Raw genomic sequence first — 18234 nt, forward strand, 5'->3', positions numbered from 1 at the left:
GACAGCCCGATCCCTCGACGCGCCCGATCCGGACCATGCACTCCTCCACGCCCTTCCCCGCCGCCGAAGCCACCGCAGCCACCATGAACACGACCTGCGAAGAGGACGACTTCGACCCGTTCGCCGCCGGCGCCATCGAGCAGACCGCGCCCGCCACCGAGGCCCAGCGCGAGGTCTGGCTGGCCGACCGGCTCGGCGAGCAGGCCTCGCTGGCCTACAACGAGTCGCTCACGCTGCGCCTGCGCGGCGCGCTCGACACCTCGGCCCTGGTCACCGCCTTCGACGCCCTGGTCGCGCGACACCCGGCGCTGCGCGCCACCTTCTCCAGCGACGGCAGCCAGCTGCTGATCGGCGAGCCCGCGCCGCTGCAGCTGGCCGAGCACGACCTGCGCGCGCTGGCCCCGGCGGCGCAGAAGCGCGCGCTGGAGGCCGAGTGCGCGGCCATCGTGCGCGAGCGCTTCGACCTCGCGACCGGCCCGCTCTTCCGCGCCGCGCTCTACCACCTCGCGCCGCAGGAACACCTGCTGGCGATGAGCGCGCACCACGCGGTGTGCGACGGCTGGTCGTGGGGCGTGATCGCCGACGACCTCGGGCGGCTCTACGCCGAGCGCATCGGCGCCGGCCCGGCGCTCGACCCCGCGCCCGGCTACCCCGAGTACGCCGCCTGGGAGGCCGCCGAGGCCGAGAGTCCCGACATGCAGGCCCACGTCGACTACTGGCTGGGCAAGTACGACGGCGCCAGCCTGCCGGTGCTCGAGCTGCCGCTGGACCGCGCCCGCCCGGCCGTTCGCACCTTCGCCTCGCAGCGCATCGACCACGCGCTCGAGCGTCCCCTGATCGACGCCCTGCGCCGCACCGGCGCGGCCGCCGGCGCCAGCCTCTACGCCGTGCTCTTCAGCGGCTTCGCGGCACTGTTGCACCGCCTCACGGCGCAGGACGACATCGTCATCGGCATCGCCGCGGCCGGCCAGATGGCGGCCAACATGCCGCGCCTGGTGGGCCACTGCGTGAACCTGCTGCCGCTGCGCGTGGCGGTGGACGACACGCTGGCCTTCGACGCGCTGATGCGCAGCTCGGGCACCCAGCTGCTCGACGCCTTCGAGCACCAGGGCCTGACCTACGGCTCGCTGCTGCGGCGCCTGCCCATGACGCGCGACCCGAGCCGCCTGCCGCTGGTGAGCGTGCTGTTCAACGTCGACCGCGACGCCGCCCCCGGCGCCGGCAGCTTCCCCGGCATCGAGGCCGAGCAGGGCAGCCTGCCGCGCGCCTGCGAGAACTTCGAGCTGTTCGTGAACATCGCGCCGACGGCCGCGGGCATGCAGATCGAGCTGCAATACAACAGCGACCTGTTCGACCACGCGACCATCGCGCGCTGGCTCGACGCCTACGAGTGCCTGCTGCGCAGCGCCGTGGCCGACCCGGCGCGCACCGTCGGGCGCCTTGACCTGCTCGACGCCGCCGGCCTGGGCGCGCTGCGCGCGCTGCAGCCGGCTCCCTGGACGCCGCTGGACGCCGACCTGCAGACCATGCACGCCGCCTTCGCCGCCCAGGCGCAGGCCGAGCCGGCGCGCCACGCGCTGCGCTTCGAGGGCCTGTCGCTGAGCTACGGCGAACTCGACGCGCAGTCCAACCGCCTGGCGCGCGCCCTGCGCGCGCGCGGCATCGGCCGCGGCGCGCTCGTCGGGCTGTGCCTGCCGCGCGACGCCGGCATGGTGATGGCGCTGCTGGCGGTGCTCAAGACCGGCGCCGCCTACGTGCCGCTGGACCCCGACTTCCCGCAGGCGCGCCTGGACTACTACGCCGAGGACGCCGGCCTGGCGCTGCTGCTGACGCTGTCGGACGTGGCCACCGCGCCGCGCGGCTGGCACCCCGAGGCCGCCGTGCGCACCCTGGCGCTGGACACCCAGCGCGCCTGGCTCGACGAGTCCGACGCCGCGCTGCCGCCCGGCGCGCTCGACGCCCGCCCGGCCGACGCGGCCTACGTGATCTACACCTCCGGCTCGACCGGCAAGCCCAAGGGCGTGGCCGTGCCGCACGGCGCGGTGGCGAACTTCCTGCGCAGCATGCGCCACGAGCCGGGCATCGACCGCAACGACCGGCTGGTGGCCGTGACGACGCTGTCCTTCGACATCGCCGTGCTCGAGCTGATGCTGCCGCTGTCGGTGGGCGCAGAGGTGATCATCGCGACGCGCGAGGTCGCCATGAACGGCACCGCCCTGGGCGAGCTGATCCACGCCAGCGGCGCGACCATGCTGCAGGCCACCCCGGGCATGTGGCGCCTGCTGCTGGAAGCCGGCTGGCAGCGCCGCGTGCCGTTCAAGGCGCTGGTGGGCGGCGAGAGCCTGCCGGGCGACCTGGCGCACCAGCTGCTGCACGCGGCCGGCGAGGTCTGGAACATGTACGGCCCGACCGAGACCACCATCTGGTCGACGCTCTGGCGCGTCGATCCGGCGCTGGTCGGGCGCACCGGCGTGTCGATCGGCCGGCCGATCGCCAACACCACCGTCTGGATCCTCGACGATCACCTGCAGCCGCTGCCCCCGGGCGTGCCCGGCGAGATCTGCATCGGCGGCGACGGCCTGGCCATCGGCTACCTGCACCGCCCCGAGCTCACGGCCGACCGCTTCGTGACGGTCGACCTCGGCGACGGCCGGCCGACGCGCATCTACCGCACCGGCGACCGCGGCCGCTGGCGCAACGACGGCCTGCTCGCGCACCTGGGGCGCAACGACTTCCAGGTCAAGGTGCGCGGCTACCGCATCGAGCTCGGCGAGATCGAGTCGCGCTGCAACGAGCTGCCCGGCGTGACCAGCAGCGTCGTGCTGGCGCGCGAGGACAAGCCCGGCGACGTACGCCTGGTGGCCTACCTCGCCACCGCCGCGGGCGCCGCCATCGACCGCGGCGCGCTGGGCGAGCACCTGCGCAAGAGCCTGCCGCAGTACATGCTGCCCCAGCACGTGGTGACCCTGCCGGCGCTGCCGCTGCTGCCCAACGGCAAGGTCGACCGCAAGGCGCTGCCGGCGCCCTCGGCTACGCCCCACTCGGCCGCCGCCGCGCCGGCGCGCATCGCGCCGCGCAACGAGCGCGAGCGCACCGTGCTGGCGATCATGGAGGAGGTGCTGCACACCCCGGGCCTGAGCGTGGTCGACGACTTCTTCGCGCAGGGCGGCCATTCCCTGCTGGCCGCGCGCCTGGCGGTGCGCATCGGCACCGCCTTCGGCCTGCAGCTGCCGCTAGGCAAGGTGTTCGAGGCCCCGACGGCCGAGCGCATGGCCGCCGAGATCGCCCGCATCCAGGCCAGCGGCACGCAGCTGCAGATCGCCATCCCGCGCCGGGCCGACCGCCACGCCGCGCCGCTCACGCTGGAGCAGCAGCGCATGCGCTTCGCCGAGGAGCTGCATCCGGGCACGACGGCGTTCAACACGCCCTCGGTGCACCGCCTCACCGGACCGATGAACCGGGCGCTGTTCGAGCGCGCGCTGCGCCACGTGGTGCATCGCCAGGACGCCCTGCGCACGGCCATCGTGCCGGCCATCAACGCCGAGGGCTGGCGCCAGCGCGTCGACGACACGGTCGACTTCGACCTGCCCTTCGAGGACCTGAGCGCCCTGCCCGCCGCCGAGCGCGAGGCCGAGATGCGCCGCCGCGCGCAGGCCGCGATCGACCTCCCGATTGCCACCGACAAGGCGCCGCTGTTCCGTTGCGCGCTCTACCGCCTGGGCGAGCAAGAACACGTCTTCCTGTTCATGGCGCACCACCTGGTGTGGGACGGCTATTCGTTCGACGTGCTCTACCGCGAGATGGCCGCGCTCTACGCCGCCCTGGTCGCCGGCCAGGACGCCGAGGCCGCGCTGCCTCCGACGACGGTGAGCTATGGCGACTTCGCCGCCTGGCAGGCCCGCTGGCTCGAAGGCGCCGACGCCGAACGCCAGCGCACTCACTGGCGAACGCGCCTGGCCGCCGCGCCGGTGCTGTCGATGCTGCCGCCCGACACCCCGGTGCGCCCCGGCACCCCCGGCGAAGGCCGCAGCGAGCATCTGAGCGTGCCGGCCGAGCTCTCCGAAGCCCTGCGCGACATGGCCCGGCGCCACAACCTGACGCTCAACATGGTGCTGATGGCCGCCTACGGCACCGCCCTGTCCAACGCCATCGGCCAGCCGGCCGTGGGCATCGGCATGCCGGTGCGCGGACGCGTCGTGCCCGAGCTGGAAGACGTCATGGGCTTCTTCGTCGGCCTGGTGCCGGTGCTGCTGGAGGCGCGGCCGACGCTGTCGTTCACCGACTTCGCCGCCGCCCTGCGCGCCGACGTGACCGGCGCGCTGGCCCACCAGGACCTGCCGTTCCAGCACCTGACCCAGCAGGCGAGCACGGCGCAGCGCCGCGCCGGCCTCTACCAGGCCGTGTTCTCGTTCCAGGACACGCGCGACCGCCAGCGCCACTGGGGCCCGCTCGCCCACGACATGGTGATGCTGTTCCAGAAGGGCCTGACCGACGACCTCGGCCTCTGGCTGCTCGACCGGCCGACCGGCCTGGAAGGCTTCTTCGTCTACAACGCCAGCCTCTATTCGGAGGCCACGGCGGCGGCGTTCCGGCAGAACTTCCTCGACATCCTGGCCGCCGTCGCGGCGAGTCCGGCGACGCGCCTGGGCGACCTGGCGCGTCCGGCCACCGTCCTGGCGCAGGCCGTCGCGGCCCGCGCCGCGACGCCCGCGGCCAGCGCCCCGGCGCTGCTGCAGCCCGAGCAGGCGCGCCTGGCGCAACTGTGGGCCAGCGCGCTGGACATCGACGTCAACGAGATCCGCCCGGACGACAACTTCTTCGACCTCGGCGGCGACTCGCTCATGGCGATGCGCGTGGTGCAGAACTCGCAGGAGGTGCTGGGCCATCGCGTGGAGCCGCGGCGCTACGTGTTCGAGAGCCTGGCGCAGCTCGCGGCCAAGCCCGCCGCGCCGACGACCGTGCCCGGTGCCCTGGGCCCGGCCGACGCGCCGGCGCCGGCGCGCGTGGGCCTGCTCGGGCGCATGTTCCAGGGCTGGGGCCGCAAGGGCTGAGCACCGCGCCATGCCGACGACGCGCCCGACATCCCTGCAGCTGCCCGGCATCGCCCCGGCGCATTGCGCCGTCTGGTGCGTCGACCTCGACCTGCCGATGAACGATCTGCTGCGCGCGCTGCTGTCGCCGGCCGAGCGCGCGCGCAAGCAGCGCTTCATCTTCGCCCGTGACCGCAACCGCTTCGGCATCGCGCACGCGGCGCTGCGCGAACTGCTGGCGCGCCACACCGGCCGGCACGGCGTCCTGCTGGAGATGACCGAGAGCCTCTACGGCAAGCCGATGCTGGCCGGCCCGGCGCCCCGGGGCCCGGCCGCGCCGTACTTCAACCTGAGCCACAGCCAGGGCCTCGGCCTGGTCGCGCTGTCGGACACGCACGAGGTCGGCATCGACGTCGAGGTGCTGCGGCCGATGCCCGACCGCGCGGCCATGGCGATGACCTACTTCACGCCGGCCGAGCAGGCGGCGCTGGAGGACCTCGAGGCGGCCGACCCCCGTCGGGCCGAGCGCGCGTTCTTCGTCTGCTGGACGCGCAAGGAGGCCTGCCTGAAGGCGCTCGGCCTCGGCCTGCAGCTGGCCACCGACGGCTTCGAGGTCGGCGTCGACGCCCTCGCCGGCGAGCCGCGCGAACTCGACATCGAGACCCTCGAAGGCGTCGAGCGGCTGCGGCTGCAGTCCTTCACCTGCGGACCCGACGGCGTGGGCGCGCTCGCGCTGCGCCTGCCCCGGGACCCGTCCCTTTCCGATTCCGCGTGCGACGACGGCGCGCACGCACCGAAGAACGACCTCGCATGACCCCCCTGATGTTCGGCCCGGCCTCGCGTCGGCTTTTCGGCCTCTACCATCCCGCCGAGGAAGGCCGCCCCACGCGCGGCGCGGTGCTGGTGTGCCCGCCCTTCGGCCAGGAGGCGCTGCGCTCGCACCGCTTCTTCAAGGTGCTGGCCGACCGGCTCGCGCGCGCCGGCTTCTCGGTGCTGCGCTTCGACTGCCACGGCACGGGCGACTCGCCCGGCGACGACGCCGACGGCGACCTCGAGGGCTGGTCGCACGACGTCGTCGCCGCCCACGAGGAACTGCGCCGGCTGTCGACGACCCCCGCGGGCACGCCGCCGCTGAACTGGCTGGGCGCGCGCCTGGGCGGCACGCTGGCCCTGCTGGCGGCCCGCCAGGCACGCCCGGCGCTCGACCGCCTGGTGCTGTGGGAACCGGTCATGGACGGCCCGGCCTATGCGCGGATGCTGCGCGAGTGGCACGTCCATTCGCTGGAGATCTCCTACTGCATCCCGGAATCCTCGCTGCGCCGCCAGCTCGCGAACGACGAGAATGCCTTCGTCGACGAGGCCTCGGGCTTCGGCGTGTCTCCACGCCTGCGCGCGCAACTCCTGCGGCTGCAGCCCGACGGCCTGCGCTGCGAGGCGACCGGCCGTACCACCGTGATCGCCCGCCCCGGCGACAAGGCCGTCGCGCAATGGGCGCGGTCGCACCCCGCGGCGCGCGTGCTCGACTTCGACCATCCGCTCGACTGGAATTCCGATCCCGGCAGCAGCAACGCCCTGGTGCCCGCCGACGCGCTGAAACAACTACTCGCAACGATGAATGAGTGACATGGACATCGAGCAAATCCCCATCCTCTTCGGTCCGGAACGCAACCTGGTGGGCGTCATCACGACGCCGGCGAGCAGCACCGGCGCCCCCATCGCGTGCCTGATGCTCAACATGGGCGCCAACCACCGGGGCGGCCCGCACCGGATCAACGTGAAGCTGGCCCACCGGCTCGCCACGATGGGCATCACCAGCCTGCGCATGGACCTCTCCGGCCTGGGCGACAGCGGCCCGGCGCGCACCGATCTCGGCTACTACGCCCAGTGCGTGCTCGACCTGCAGGCCGGCATGGACCTGCTGCGCACCACGCACGGCATCCAGCGCTTCGTGGTGGTGGGGCTGTGCTCGGGCGCGGCGCACGCGCTCAATCTCTCGGTCGCCGATCCGCGCGTGACCGGCATCCTGCTGTTCGACGGCTACAGCTTCGCCGGCCGCCGCTGGCACTGGGAGCGCTCGCTGCGCCGCGCGCTCGCCGCGCCGACCAACCCGGCCGTCGTCGGCAAGACGCTGCGCTGGCTGCGCCGCACCTTCACCAACGCCGCGCCGGTGGCGGGCGACGCGCCGGCGGTCAACATCTTCACGCTCGAGAAGGAGACGCCGGCCGAGGTGCGCGCGACCTTCAGCCGCTCGATGGCGACGCTGGTCGAGCGCGGCGTGTCGGTCTACCTGCTGTATTCGGGCACCCAGCACGTGCGCGACGTCGACCGCGACCACCTCGGAACGCTGGTGCGCGAGCCCTTCGCCGACAAGCTGCGCTACGAGTTCTCGCGCGACATCGACCACACCATGACCTCGCTCGCGGCGCAGAGCGCGTTCCTGACCTGCGCCTCCAACTGGGCGCTGGGCGTGGCGCTGCCGGGTGCGGCCGCGGGCGCGACGTCCGCCTCCGGCGCCGGCCCCGCCGCGGCGCCCGAGGAAGAGACCCCCAGCGCCTGGGGCGCGCTGGCCCCCGCCAAGCCCGGCGGCTCGCGCCGCAGCCGGCGGGAGAACAACGGCTTCATCGAGACGGTCTACTAGGGCGAAGCCGGGACAAAGGCCGGGGGACGGGCGCGCGACGGTTCGATCACGCAAAATCCGGGGTTTCCCCAGCCTCTGGATGAACCCCATGAACCGCTGCCCTCCCCGCCCGCGGCGCCCGGCCCCGACCGCGTCGCCGCCCGGGCCGCTGCTGGCCGCCGCGCTGCTGGCCGCATCGGCGCTGGCGGCACCGGCCGCGCGGGCCCAGGCGCCGGTCGACGCGTCGTTCGAGACCTCCGGCATCTCCAGCGAGGCCGCGTTCGGAGGTCGCAACTTCCCCGTCGACGCGCTGCGCGGCCGGCTGCGGGTGCTCGACGCCCCGACCATCCTCCTGGACGGCCGCGAGGACCGCTTCTCGCCCGGCGTGCGCATCCGCGACGCGCGCAACCTGCTGGTGGTGGCCGGCACCGTCGCGGGCCAGGACCTGCCGGTCAACTACACGCGCGACGCCGCCGGCCTGGTGCGCGAGGTGTGGGTCCTGACCCCCGACGAGGCCCGCGCCCCGCGCCCGGTCGCCGCGCGGCCGCTGCTCGACTTCTGGCCCTTCACCGCCGCCCCCGCCCCGCGCGACGACGGCCGCACGCCCTTCGCCGACCTGCCCCGCTACGGGCAATGACCTTCCCGCCTTCCAAGCCCCCACGACCCATGTCCAAGAAAGTCTTCATCAAAACCTTCGGCTGCCAGATGAACGAGTACGACTCGGACAAGATGGCCGACGTGCTCAACGCCGCCCAGGGCTACGAGCCCACGCAGGACGTCGAGGAGGCCGACCTGATCCTCTTCAACACCTGCTCCGTGCGCGAGAAGGCGCAGGAGAAGGTCTTCAGCGACCTCGGCCGCGTCAAGCACCTCAAGGCGCGCGGCGTGCGGATCGGCGTCGGCGGCTGCGTGGCCAGCCAGGAGGGCGCGGCCATCATCGAGCGCGCGCCCTACGTCGACGTGGTGTTCGGCCCGCAGACCCTGCACCGCCTGCCCGAGATGCTGGCGCAGCGCGAGCGCCAGGACCGCCCGCAGGTCGACATCAGCTTCCCCGAGATCGAGAAGTTCGACCACCTGCCGCCCGCGCGCGTGGACGGCGTGACGGCCTTCGTCTCGATCATGGAGGGCTGCTCCAAGTACTGCAGCTACTGCGTGGTGCCCTACACCCGCGGCGAGGAGGTCAGCCGGCCGTTCGACGACGTGCTCGCCGAGGTCGCCGGACTGGCCGCGCAGGGCGTGCGCGAGGTCACGCTGCTCGGCCAGAACGTGAACGCCTACCGCGGCGCCATGGGCGGCACCGCCGAGATCGCCGACTTCGCGCTGCTGCTGGAGTACGTCGCCGAGATCCCCGGCATCGAGCGCATCCGCTACACCACCAGCCACCCCAACGAGTTCACACCGCGCCTGATCGAGGCCTACGGCCGCATCCCGCAGCTGGTCTCGCACCTGCACCTGCCGGTCCAGCACGGCAGCGACCGCGTCCTGATGGCCATGAAGCGCGGCTACACGGCCATGGAATACAAGAGCACGGTGCGCCGGCTGCGCGCCCTGCGCCCGGGGCTGGCGCTGTCGAGCGACTTCATCGTCGGCTTCCCCGGCGAGACCGAGGACGACTTCGGCAAGATGATGAAGCTCATCGACGACATGGAGTTCGACGCCAGCTTCAGCTTCATCTTCAGCCCGCGCCCCGGCACGCCGGCCGCCGCGCTGCACGACGACACGCCGCACGAGGTCAAGCTCGCGCGGCTGCACCGGCTGCAGGCGGCCATCGACGCCAACGTCAAGCGCTTCGGCCAGGCGCTGGTGGGCGGCACGCAGCGCGTGCTGGTCGAGGGCGCCTCGCGCAAGGACGCGAACGAGCTCATGGGCCGCACCGACTGCAATCGCGTCGTCAACTTCGCGGGCGACGCGCGGCTGGTCGGTCGGATGGTCGACCTGCGCATCACGCGTTCGCTGGCCTACACGCTGCGCGGCGAGGTGCCGGTGCGCGCGTCGGGCGCCATGGACGCCACCGCCGCGCCGCTCGCCGTCTGATGGCGCACTTCAAGGCCGTGCGCGGCTCCTTCCAGCAGCTGCTGCTGTGCGCCTTCCTGCTCATCACCGCGCTGCTGGTGGGCGTGGCGCTGCGCGCGGTGTTCCAGTACGACGCCCTCATGACGCAGAGCCGCGACGCCGCCGCGCGCGCGCTGGCGCTGTCGGGCGCGGCGCAGTCGCTGGCCGAGCGCAGCGCCGCGATGGAGCGCGCCGGGCGCCAGTCGCTGGTGCTCAACGACGCCGTGCTGCGCCGCCGCTTCGACGACGCCGCGCGCGACGCCCGCGCCATCGTCGAGCGGCTGGAGGACAACGGCGTGCCCACGGCCTCCGTCGAGCCCTGGCGCGGCCAGCTCGCCGCCCTGCAGACGCTGCTGGCCGGCCCGGCCGAGACCGCGCTCGCGCGCGAGTCGACCATGGCGATGCAGTTCCGCGACCTCGACACCGCCAACACCGCCATCGCCCAGCAGGCCCAGGCCCAGATCGAGGCGCAGAACAAGGCGCTCGAGCAGCGCATCGAGAGCGCGCGCGTGCGCCTGATGCGCCAGGTGCTGGCCGCCAGCGCGCTGGCGGTGGCGCTGGCGCTGGCCTTCGGCGTCTGGCTGGCGCGACCCTTCAAGCGGCTGCAGCGCGCCATCGTCGGCCTGGGCGAGAACCGGCTGGACGAGCCGATCGACATCCGCGGCCCGGCCGACGTGCGGCGCGTGTCGCAGCAGCTCGAATGGCTGCGCCTGCGCCTGACCGAGCTCGACGCCGACAAGGCACGCTTCCTGCGCCACGTCTCGCATGAACTCAAGACGCCGCTGGCCGCGCTGCGCGAGGGCATCTCGCTGCTGGAGGACGGCGTGACCGGCGCGCTCAATCCGGCCCAGCACGAGGTGGCGCAGATCCTGCAGCAGAACGCGATCTCGCTGCAGGGCCAGATCGAGGCATTGCTGCGCTTCAACGCCGCCGCCTTCGAGGCGCGCGAGCTGCACCGCGAGCGCACGCCCCTGCTGCCGCTGATCGAGGAGCAGGTCGAGGCCCAGCGCCTGCAGTGGCACGCCTACGGCCTGCGCGTGGAGGTCGGCGGCGAGCCGCTGTCGGCGGTGGTCGACCGGACCAAGCTGGGCACGGCCATCGCCAACCTGCTGTCCAACGCGATCCGTTTCTCGGCGCGCGGCGGCACCGTCCGCATCGAGGTCTCCGGCACGAGCGAGGCGACCTGCATCGACATCGCCGACGCCGGCCCCGGCATCGCCGAGGGCGACCGCGAGCGCATCTTCGAGCCCTTCTACCGCGGCGCCCGCCAGCCGGAGCACGCGCTCAAGGGCACGGGCATCGGCCTGTCGATCGTGCAGGAGTACATTGCGGCCCACGGGGGCCGCGTCGTGCTGCTGGACGACCAGCCGGGCGCGCGCTTCCGCATCGAACTGCCGCCGACGGCCTGAACGGTCCCACGCAACCGCCGCGCCGCCGACGTCCGAACCGTCCTTTCCCGCCTCCGCCGCCGACCCCCGACTCCGACCACGTCACTCCGCTTCCCGTGCCGCTTCGAACCATGCCTTCTCCGCTCGTCCACCGGCTGCTTCCTCTCGGAGGGCTCGTCGCCGCGCTGTCGCTGGCCGCGTGCGTCGCGCCGCCGCGCCAGCCGGACGCGACGGCGCCCGCGTCCACCGCGGCGTCGGCGACCGCCGCCGAGTCGTCGACCGCCCGACCGGCGCGCCCGGCCGCCTCCGCCACGCTGCCGCCGATGCGCGTGATGCCGGTCGAGGCCGAACCCGTCGCGCCGGCCACGCAGGCCGCGCTGGCCTACGTGCCGCGCGGCTTCGGCCCGCTCGACGCCACGCTGCTCTACGCCGACAGGCTGCGTCCGCTCGCCGCCTCCGAGCTGGCCGCCGAACTCTCGCGCCTGGGCGATCCGGGCGACTCGCCGACGGTGCAGATGCAGGTGGCCCTGGTGCTGGCGCAGACCCGCGCTTCGGCCGACCTGCAGCGCGCGCTCGGACTGCTGCAGCGCGTCGTCGCGAGCACCGCGCCCGAGGCCCAGCCGCTGCAGCCGCTCGCGCGCCTGCTGGCCGCGCGCTTCCTCGACCAGCGCCGCGTCGAGGACGACCGCGACCGGCAGGTGCAGCAGCTGCGCGAGAGCCAGAAGCGCATCGAGCAGCTCAACGAGCGCATCGAGGCGCTGCGCGCCATCGAGCGCAGCTTCGCGCGGCCCAGCGGCGGCGGCGGCCACACCGCGCCGTCGTCCAACGGCGGCGGCACCCGGCCGGCCACCAGTCCCTGAGCGCTCCTGCCGACACCGCGTCCGTCCCAGCCGTCCCCGTCCCTCAGACCTTCCCAGGAACCCCGCCATGACCGACACCGCGTCCGCCACGAAGCACTCCGGAGCCCGGCTGCTGGTCGTGGACGACGATCCGGACATGCTGCGCCTGCTGTCGCTGCGCCTGAACGCGGCCGGCTACCAGGTCAAGGCCGTGACTTCGGCCGAGTCGGCGCTCAACCAGCTGGAGATCGAGCATCCCCAGCTCGTGCTGAGCGACGTGCGCCTGCCCGGGCGCGACGGACTGGCGCTGTTCGACGAGATCCGCAAGCACCACCCGACGCTTCCGGTCATCCTGCTGACGGCGCACGGCACCATCCCCGACGCGGTCGAGGCCACCGCCCGCGGCGTCTTCACCTACCTCACCAAGCCCTACGACGCGCGCGAGCTGCTCGACAAGATCAGCCAGGCGCTGGCCCTGGGCGCACCCACCACCACGCCCGGCGGCGCCGGCGGCGACGACAGCTGGCGCTCCGAGATCGTCAGCCGCAGCAGCCGCATGGCCGAGCTGCTGGCCGAGGCCCACATGGTGGCCAAGTCCGACGCCAGCGTGCTGCTGCGCGGCGACAGCGGCGCCGGCAAGGAACTCCTCGCGCGCGCCATCCACAAGGCCAGCTCGCGCGCGGCGCGGCCGTTCGTGGCGGTCAACTGCGGCGCCATCCCGGAGGCGCTGCTCGAGTCCGAGCTCTTCGGCCACATGAAGGGCGCCTTCACCGACGCCGTGGCCAACCACAAGGGCCTGTTCCAGCAGGCCGACGGCGGCACGCTGCTGCTCGACGAGATCGGCGACATGCCGCCGGCGCTGCAGGTCAAGCTGCTGCGCGTGCTGCAGGAGCGCGCGGTGCGGCCGGTGGGCGCGGCGCAGTCGATCGCGGTCGACGTGCGCATCGTCTCGGCCACGCACCGCGACCTCGACGCGGCGATGGAGGCCAGCCAGTTCCGCGAGGACCTCTACTACCGCCTCAACGTCGTCACGCTGACGCTGCCGCCGCTGTCGGCACGGCGCGAGGACATCCCGCTGCTGGCCAACCACTTCCTGCAACGGCTGTCGACCAAGTACGGCAAGCGGCTCTCGGGCTTCGCGCCGGAGGCCATGAAGGCGCTCACCACCGCCTCCTGGCCGGGCAACGTGCGCCAGCTCTTCAACGTCGTCGAGCAGGTCTGCGCGCTGTCGGGCTCGCCCCTGATCCCGCTGGCGCTGGTGCAGCGCGCGCTGCGCGTGCCGAGCGTCGAGGTGCAGACCTACGCCGACGCCAAGCAGCGCTTCGAGCGCGACTACCTGGTCGGCCTGCTCAAGATCACCGACGGCAACGTCGCCGACGCCGCGCGCCTGGCCGACCGCAACCGCACCGAGTTCTACCGGCTGCTGCAGAAGCACGAACTCACCCCGGGCCACTTCAAGGCCGACACCCCCGCGTCGCCTTCCGGCGAGGCTGTCGCCGACGAGCGACAGAGATAAGTCCTTGATTTCATTGGATTCCCGGGTCGGGGGTCCAATGCTTGTCGGGCTCAGGCGACAGATTCGGGGGGTCCGAGGGCCTCCCGGGGCGCCAAGCCAGGGGAAAACCCTGAAAATCAGCGCCAAGTCGTTGATTTAAAAGGATTTTTAAAGGTTGGCACAGGGCTTGCCATAAGAGTGGCATGACCGCCCATTCCAGCCCCTCTTTCGCGATGCGCCAGCAGCGCGACGGCCTGCGCTCCAAGCAGGCCTTCCTCTCGAAGCCCCGCGTGCCGGGCCACCTCGGGGCCGGGTTCGAAGCCGGCGGCGCCGCCGCCCTGGACTGCGTCGCCAAGCGCTTTCCGGCAATCGGCGACACGCCCGCCCTCACTCTCAAGCAACGTTGGTAAGCCGCCATGAAACCCACTGATTTCTCGCAGATGCGCGTACTGACCGACGACGACTTCGCGCGCACGGTGCTGCCGCGCGAAGAGCGTCACCCCAATTCCGTGACGGCACCCCCGGTGCATCGCGGCTCGATGGCCCCCCGTCCCTGGCGCGGCTTCTGGAACAGCATCGGCACCGCCATGCTGGTGAAGCTGGGCGCCGGCGGCAAGGAAGCGCGCGAGGCGTTCCCGACCGTCGACGGCGCCGAGCAGCCGTGGCAGCGCGCCGCCAAGCAGCGCCGCCTGGCCTTCATGGTGCTGGCGATCGTCAGCACGGCCATCGCCTCGACGCTGTTCGCCGGCGTCCAGCCCGACTACGACAACGCTTGGCTCCAGTACGGCCAGATCGGTCTCTACGGCCTGCTCTCGGGCTGGGTCGTGACCGGGTTCGTGACCGCCCTGATGGGCTTCTACGTCTCGGTGCGCGGCGACAAGCATTCGCTGTCGGTCAAGCAGGTCGCCGGCCACGCCATGAACCCCGAGGCGCGCACGGCGATCATCATGCCGATCTGCAACGAGGACGTGGCCACCGTGTTCGCCGGCCTGCGCGCCACCTGCGAATCGGTCGCCTCCACCGGCCATGCGAAACACTTCGACGTCTTCGTGCTGTCCGACAGCTACAACCCCGAGACCGCCGCCGCCGAGCGCGCCGCCTGGGAAGACCTGCGCGCCGCCCTGGCCACCAGCCCGAACCAGCCGCAGGTCGAGGTCTACTACCGCCTGCGCAAGCGCCGCACGCACCGCAAGGCCGGCAACGTGGCCGACTTCTGCCGCCGCTGGGGCAAGGACTACCGCTACATGGTCGTGCTCGACGCCGACTCCGTTATGAGCGGCGACTGCCTGACCTCGATGGTCAAGCTGATGGAAGCCAACCCGAGCGCCGGCATCATCCAGACCGCGACGCAGGCCATCGGCCACGTCACGCTGCACGCCCGCGCCCAGCAGTTCGCCTCGCGCGTGACGGGCCGCCTGTTCACCCTGGGCATGCAGTTCTGGCAGCTCGGCGAGTCCCACTACTGGGGCCACAACGCCATCATCCGCGTGCAGCCCTTCATGGACCACTGCGCCTTGGCGCCCATCGAAGGCACCGGCGGCATGTCGGGCGGCATCATGTCGCACGACTTCGTCGAGGCCGCGCTGATGCGCCGCGCCGGCTACCACGTGTGGCTGTGCGCCGACCTGGTCGGCAGCTACGAGCAGCAACCGCCGGACCTGCTGTCCGAGCTGCAGCGCGACCGCCGCTGGTGCCAGGGCAACTTGCAGAACGCCCGCCTGATGGCCGAGCCCGGCATCCACCGCGTGCACCGCGCCATGTTCGTGACCGGCACGATGGCCTACGTCTCCGCGCCCCTGTGGCTGGCCTTCCTGACGCTGGGCACCGCCCTGTGGCTGTCGGGTTCGAGCCTGGTGTCGAGCTGGAACGTGCTGCCGATGGAACTCGCCGGCCTGTGGCTGTGGACCCTGTGCCTGCTGTTCCTGCCGCGCGTGATGGGCATCGCCGCCGTGCTGATGCGCGGCGAGCAGCGCCAGTACGGCGGCCTGTGGGGCCTGGTCAAGAGCTCCGCGCTCGAGAGCGCCCTGGCGATCGTGCAGGCCCCCGTGCGCATGCTGGCCCACTCGCTGTTCGTCGTGGTCGCCCTCACCGGCATCAAGCTCGACTGGAAGTCGCCCCCGCGCGAAGCCGCCGCCGTGCCGTGGAAGATCGCCCTGTCGCAGCTCGCGCCGATGACCTTCGTGGTCGCCGCGCTGGCCGTGGGCATCGCCCTGATCGACGCCAGCGCCCTGGTGTGGCTGGCACCGGTGGGCCTGCCGCTGCTGCTGGCCATCCCGCTGACCGTGCTGACCAGCCAGATCGCCCTGGGCACCGCCCTGCGCGAACGCGGCTTCCTGCTGATCCCCGAGGAATCGCGTTCGCCGGCCGTGCTGCGCCGCGCCTGGATGCACGCCGTGCGCCTGGCCCGCCCGGTGCTCGCCGCGGCCTGATCCCGACGCGTCACCGGGCCCTCGCGGGCCCCGGACGGCGACCCCGGTGCGAACCGGGGCCGCCGTTTTCCATGGGAGCGTCGAAAGCTCCGGAAGGCAGAATCCGGCCGATGAAGAAATGGTGGTCGTCCGTCGGCGCGTGGTGCCTGTCCTGGCTGATGCTCTCGGCCGCCGGCGCGCTGTGGCTGGCGCATGCCGAGCTGGAGCGGCTGCGGCAGGACTTCGAGACCGACGCGCGCATCGCCCACCGGCTCATGAGCCAGCAGGTGGTGCAGTACGACGCCATCCTCGCGACCCTGGCGCTGCTCGAATCCGATGCCGACGCCGTCCGCCTGGGCCGCGGCCTGTCGTCCGTCTACGCCTCCATCCTCGACGTCCAGCGGCGCCACGTCGACGGCGTCTGGCCCGACGGTCCCCGGGCCTCGGCCCTGGCGGCGGCCGAGGCGACGTCGCGCGACCTGCAGCGGCCCGCGCTCGCCGCGATCGACCTCGCGCGCGGCCGCTACTGGCTCGTGATCGGCGCCACCCCGACCAGCTACGCGCTCGACATCGACCTCGCCGGCAGCGTGCCGTGGCGCGACTGGCCGATGGACCCGCAGGCCAGCGCGACGCGCGTGGTCATCGCGCACGAGGGCCGGCAGTGGGTGATCCAGCCGGGCCGGACGGCCGACGGCGGCTGGCGCTTCGACTTCCGCAAGGAACTCGCCTCCGCCAGCCAAGCCTTCGACGTCGTCGCCACGCGCGAGGTCGGCCGCGCCGAGCTGCCGTGGCGCCGCATGGCCGGCTGGGCGGCGGCGGTGGCGGTGGTGCTTGCCGTGCTGCGCGGCCTGCAGCGCCAGCGCGTCGCCCGCCGGCGCGCCGAGGACCTGCTGCGCGTCGGCCGCGTGGCGCGGCTCGATTCGCTCGGCGAGCTGTCCGCCGGCCTCGCGCACGAACTCAACCAGCCCCTGACCGCCGTGCTCGCCAACACCCAGGCGGCGCGGCGCCTGCTCGACGACGAGCCGCCCGATCTCGACACCGCCCGCGTCGCCATGGGCCGGGCCGCCGAGCAGGCGCGCCGGGCCGCCGACGTGCTCGGCCGCCTGCGCGGGCTGATCGAACAGCGGCCCGAAGCGCCGGGCGGCGGCGCGACGCGCCCCGTCGTGCTGCAGGAGGTGGCGGCCCAGGCGCTGCACCTGCTGGAGCCCGAGTTCGCGCAGCGCGACGTCGCCCTGCACTTCGACGCCCGGGCGCAGCCGCCGGTGCGCGTGCGCGCCGACCCGGTGGCGCTGGAGCAGATCGTCCACAACCTGATCCTCAACGCCCTGCAGGCGCTGGAGCGCGGGGCCGCAGACGGACGCCGGCTCGCCATCGTGGTCGGCGGCAACGGCACCGAGGGCGTGCTGGCCGTGAGCGACAACGGTCCCGGCATCGAGGCGCAGGCCCTGCCGCGCCTGTTCGAACCCTTCTTCAGCACCCGCGAGGGTGGTCTGGGCCTGGGGCTGAGCCTGAGCGAGACCCTGGCCGCCGGCATGGGCGGCAGCCTGGGCGCGGCCAACCTGGCGCCCCACGGCGCCTGCTTCACGCTGCTGCTGCCGCTGGCGGGGTCCGACGACGGCCACGCCGCGCCCGTGCCGTCCCCGTCGGCCTCCGCGCCCGCCTCGCACGCCGCGTCCACCGCCGCCGTCGATCCCGCGACCACCCGCGCCCTGATCCCCCGCGTCCCATGACACCGTCCACGCCTGCTCCGCCATCCGCTCCGCCGCTCTCCCCGCTGATCCACCTGATCGACGACGACCTCGCCGTGCGCGAGAGCCTGGCGCTGCTCATCGGCACCGTCGGGCTGCGGGTGCAGGACTGGGCCGATCCGCAGGCCTTCCTCGACGGCTTCGACCGCGGCGGCATCGGCGCCATCGTGCTGGACGTGCGCATGCCGGGCATCGGCGGGCTGACGGTGCTCGACCGCCTCAAGGCGCAGGGCGTCGACCAGCCGGTGGTGATGCTGACCGGCCACGGCACCGTCGAGCTGTGCCGGCGCGCCTTCAAGGCCGGCGCGGCCGAGTTCCTGGAGAAGCCGGTGGACGACGAGCAGCTGCTGGAGGCGCTGCAGCACGCGGTGCGGGCGCACGTGCGCTCGCGCGAACGCGCGCAGGCCGACCAGTCGGCGCGCGAGCGTTTCGCGCAGCTGTCGGAACGCGAACGCGAGGTGCTCGGCTTCATCACTGCCGGGCTGACCAACAAGGAGATCGCGCGCGTGCTCGCGCTGTCGCCGCGCACGGTCGAGACGCACCGCGCCCACCTGTTCGCCAAGCTCGAATGCGAGTCGCTGGCGCAGCTGATCCGGCGCTACGCGGTGCTGGTGGACGACGCGGCGGACTGACGCGCCGGCGCGTCCGTGCATCCGT

Annotated in this window: 13 protein-coding genes; all 13 read left to right on the plus strand. The window is 73.2% G+C overall.

Annotated features, from left to right (window positions below; all coding sequences use genetic code 11):
• Window positions 1-35: 35 nt before the first annotated feature.
• The 13 genes from ABID77_RS09260 (at window position 36) to ABID77_RS09320 (ending at window position 18209) form a co-directional block, all read left to right on the plus strand.
• On the plus strand, window positions 36-5051 hold the full coding sequence (locus tag ABID77_RS09260; RefSeq protein WP_429594146.1) for an amino acid adenylation domain-containing protein: 5016 nt from the start codon (window positions 36-38) through the stop codon (window positions 5049-5051).
• 10 nt (window positions 5052-5061) lie between these two features.
• Complete coding sequence (locus ABID77_RS09265; protein ID WP_429594149.1) at window positions 5062-5844, plus strand: 4'-phosphopantetheinyl transferase family protein; 783 nt, start codon at window positions 5062-5064, stop codon at window positions 5842-5844.
• Window positions 5841-6653 (plus strand): serine aminopeptidase domain-containing protein, encoded by an 813-nt coding sequence (locus ABID77_RS09270; protein ID WP_429594153.1) that lies wholly within the window; start codon window positions 5841-5843, stop codon window positions 6651-6653. Before ABID77_RS09265 ends, ABID77_RS09270 begins: the two co-directional genes overlap by 4 nt.
• A 1-nt stretch (window position 6654) precedes the next feature.
• A complete protein-coding gene (locus ABID77_RS09275; protein ID WP_429594155.1) occupies window positions 6655-7668 on the plus strand; it encodes a serine aminopeptidase domain-containing protein in 1014 nt (337 codons plus the stop codon).
• 88 nt (window positions 7669-7756) lie between these two features.
• Window positions 7757-8284 (plus strand): hypothetical protein, encoded by a 528-nt coding sequence (locus ABID77_RS09280; RefSeq protein WP_429594158.1) that lies wholly within the window; start codon window positions 7757-7759, stop codon window positions 8282-8284.
• A 29-nt stretch (window positions 8285-8313) separates the two neighbouring features.
• Window positions 8314-9681, plus strand: coding sequence for a tRNA (N6-isopentenyl adenosine(37)-C2)-methylthiotransferase MiaB (gene miaB / locus ABID77_RS09285; RefSeq protein ID WP_429594161.1), 1368 nt, complete (start codon window positions 8314-8316; stop codon window positions 9679-9681).
• Window positions 9681-11108 (plus strand): sensor histidine kinase, encoded by a 1428-nt coding sequence (locus ABID77_RS09290; RefSeq protein WP_429594163.1) that lies wholly within the window; start codon window positions 9681-9683, stop codon window positions 11106-11108. The genes miaB and ABID77_RS09290 overlap by 1 nt, the downstream gene beginning before the upstream one ends.
• Before the next feature lie 110 nt (window positions 11109-11218).
• Window positions 11219-11947: a hypothetical protein gene (locus ABID77_RS09295; protein WP_429594166.1), complete on the plus strand. Its 729-nt coding sequence runs from the start codon at window positions 11219-11221 to the stop codon at window positions 11945-11947.
• A gap of 67 nt (window positions 11948-12014) precedes the next feature.
• Window positions 12015-13442 (plus strand): sigma 54-interacting transcriptional regulator, encoded by a 1428-nt coding sequence (locus ABID77_RS09300; protein ID WP_429594169.1) that lies wholly within the window; start codon window positions 12015-12017, stop codon window positions 13440-13442.
• Window positions 13443-13624: 182 nt separating this feature from the next.
• Window positions 13625-13831: a hypothetical protein gene (locus ABID77_RS09305; protein WP_429594172.1), complete on the plus strand. Its 207-nt coding sequence runs from the start codon at window positions 13625-13627 to the stop codon at window positions 13829-13831.
• A 6-nt stretch (window positions 13832-13837) separates the two neighbouring features.
• On the plus strand, window positions 13838-15850 hold the full coding sequence (gene mdoH, locus ABID77_RS09310) for a glucans biosynthesis glucosyltransferase MdoH (RefSeq protein WP_429594174.1): 2013 nt from the start codon (window positions 13838-13840) through the stop codon (window positions 15848-15850).
• Between the two features lie 110 nt (window positions 15851-15960).
• Window positions 15961-17559 (plus strand): sensor histidine kinase, encoded by a 1599-nt coding sequence (locus ABID77_RS09315; RefSeq protein WP_429594177.1) that lies wholly within the window; start codon window positions 15961-15963, stop codon window positions 17557-17559.
• A complete protein-coding gene (locus tag ABID77_RS09320) occupies window positions 17556-18209 on the plus strand; it encodes a response regulator transcription factor (protein ID WP_429594180.1) in 654 nt (217 codons plus the stop codon). The genes ABID77_RS09315 and ABID77_RS09320 overlap by 4 nt, the downstream gene beginning before the upstream one ends.
• Window positions 18210-18234 lie beyond the last annotated feature (25 nt).

It is taken from the genome of Variovorax sp. PvP013 (assembly GCF_050435945.1).
GTDB lineage: Bacteria > Pseudomonadota > Gammaproteobacteria > Burkholderiales > Burkholderiaceae_C > Variovorax.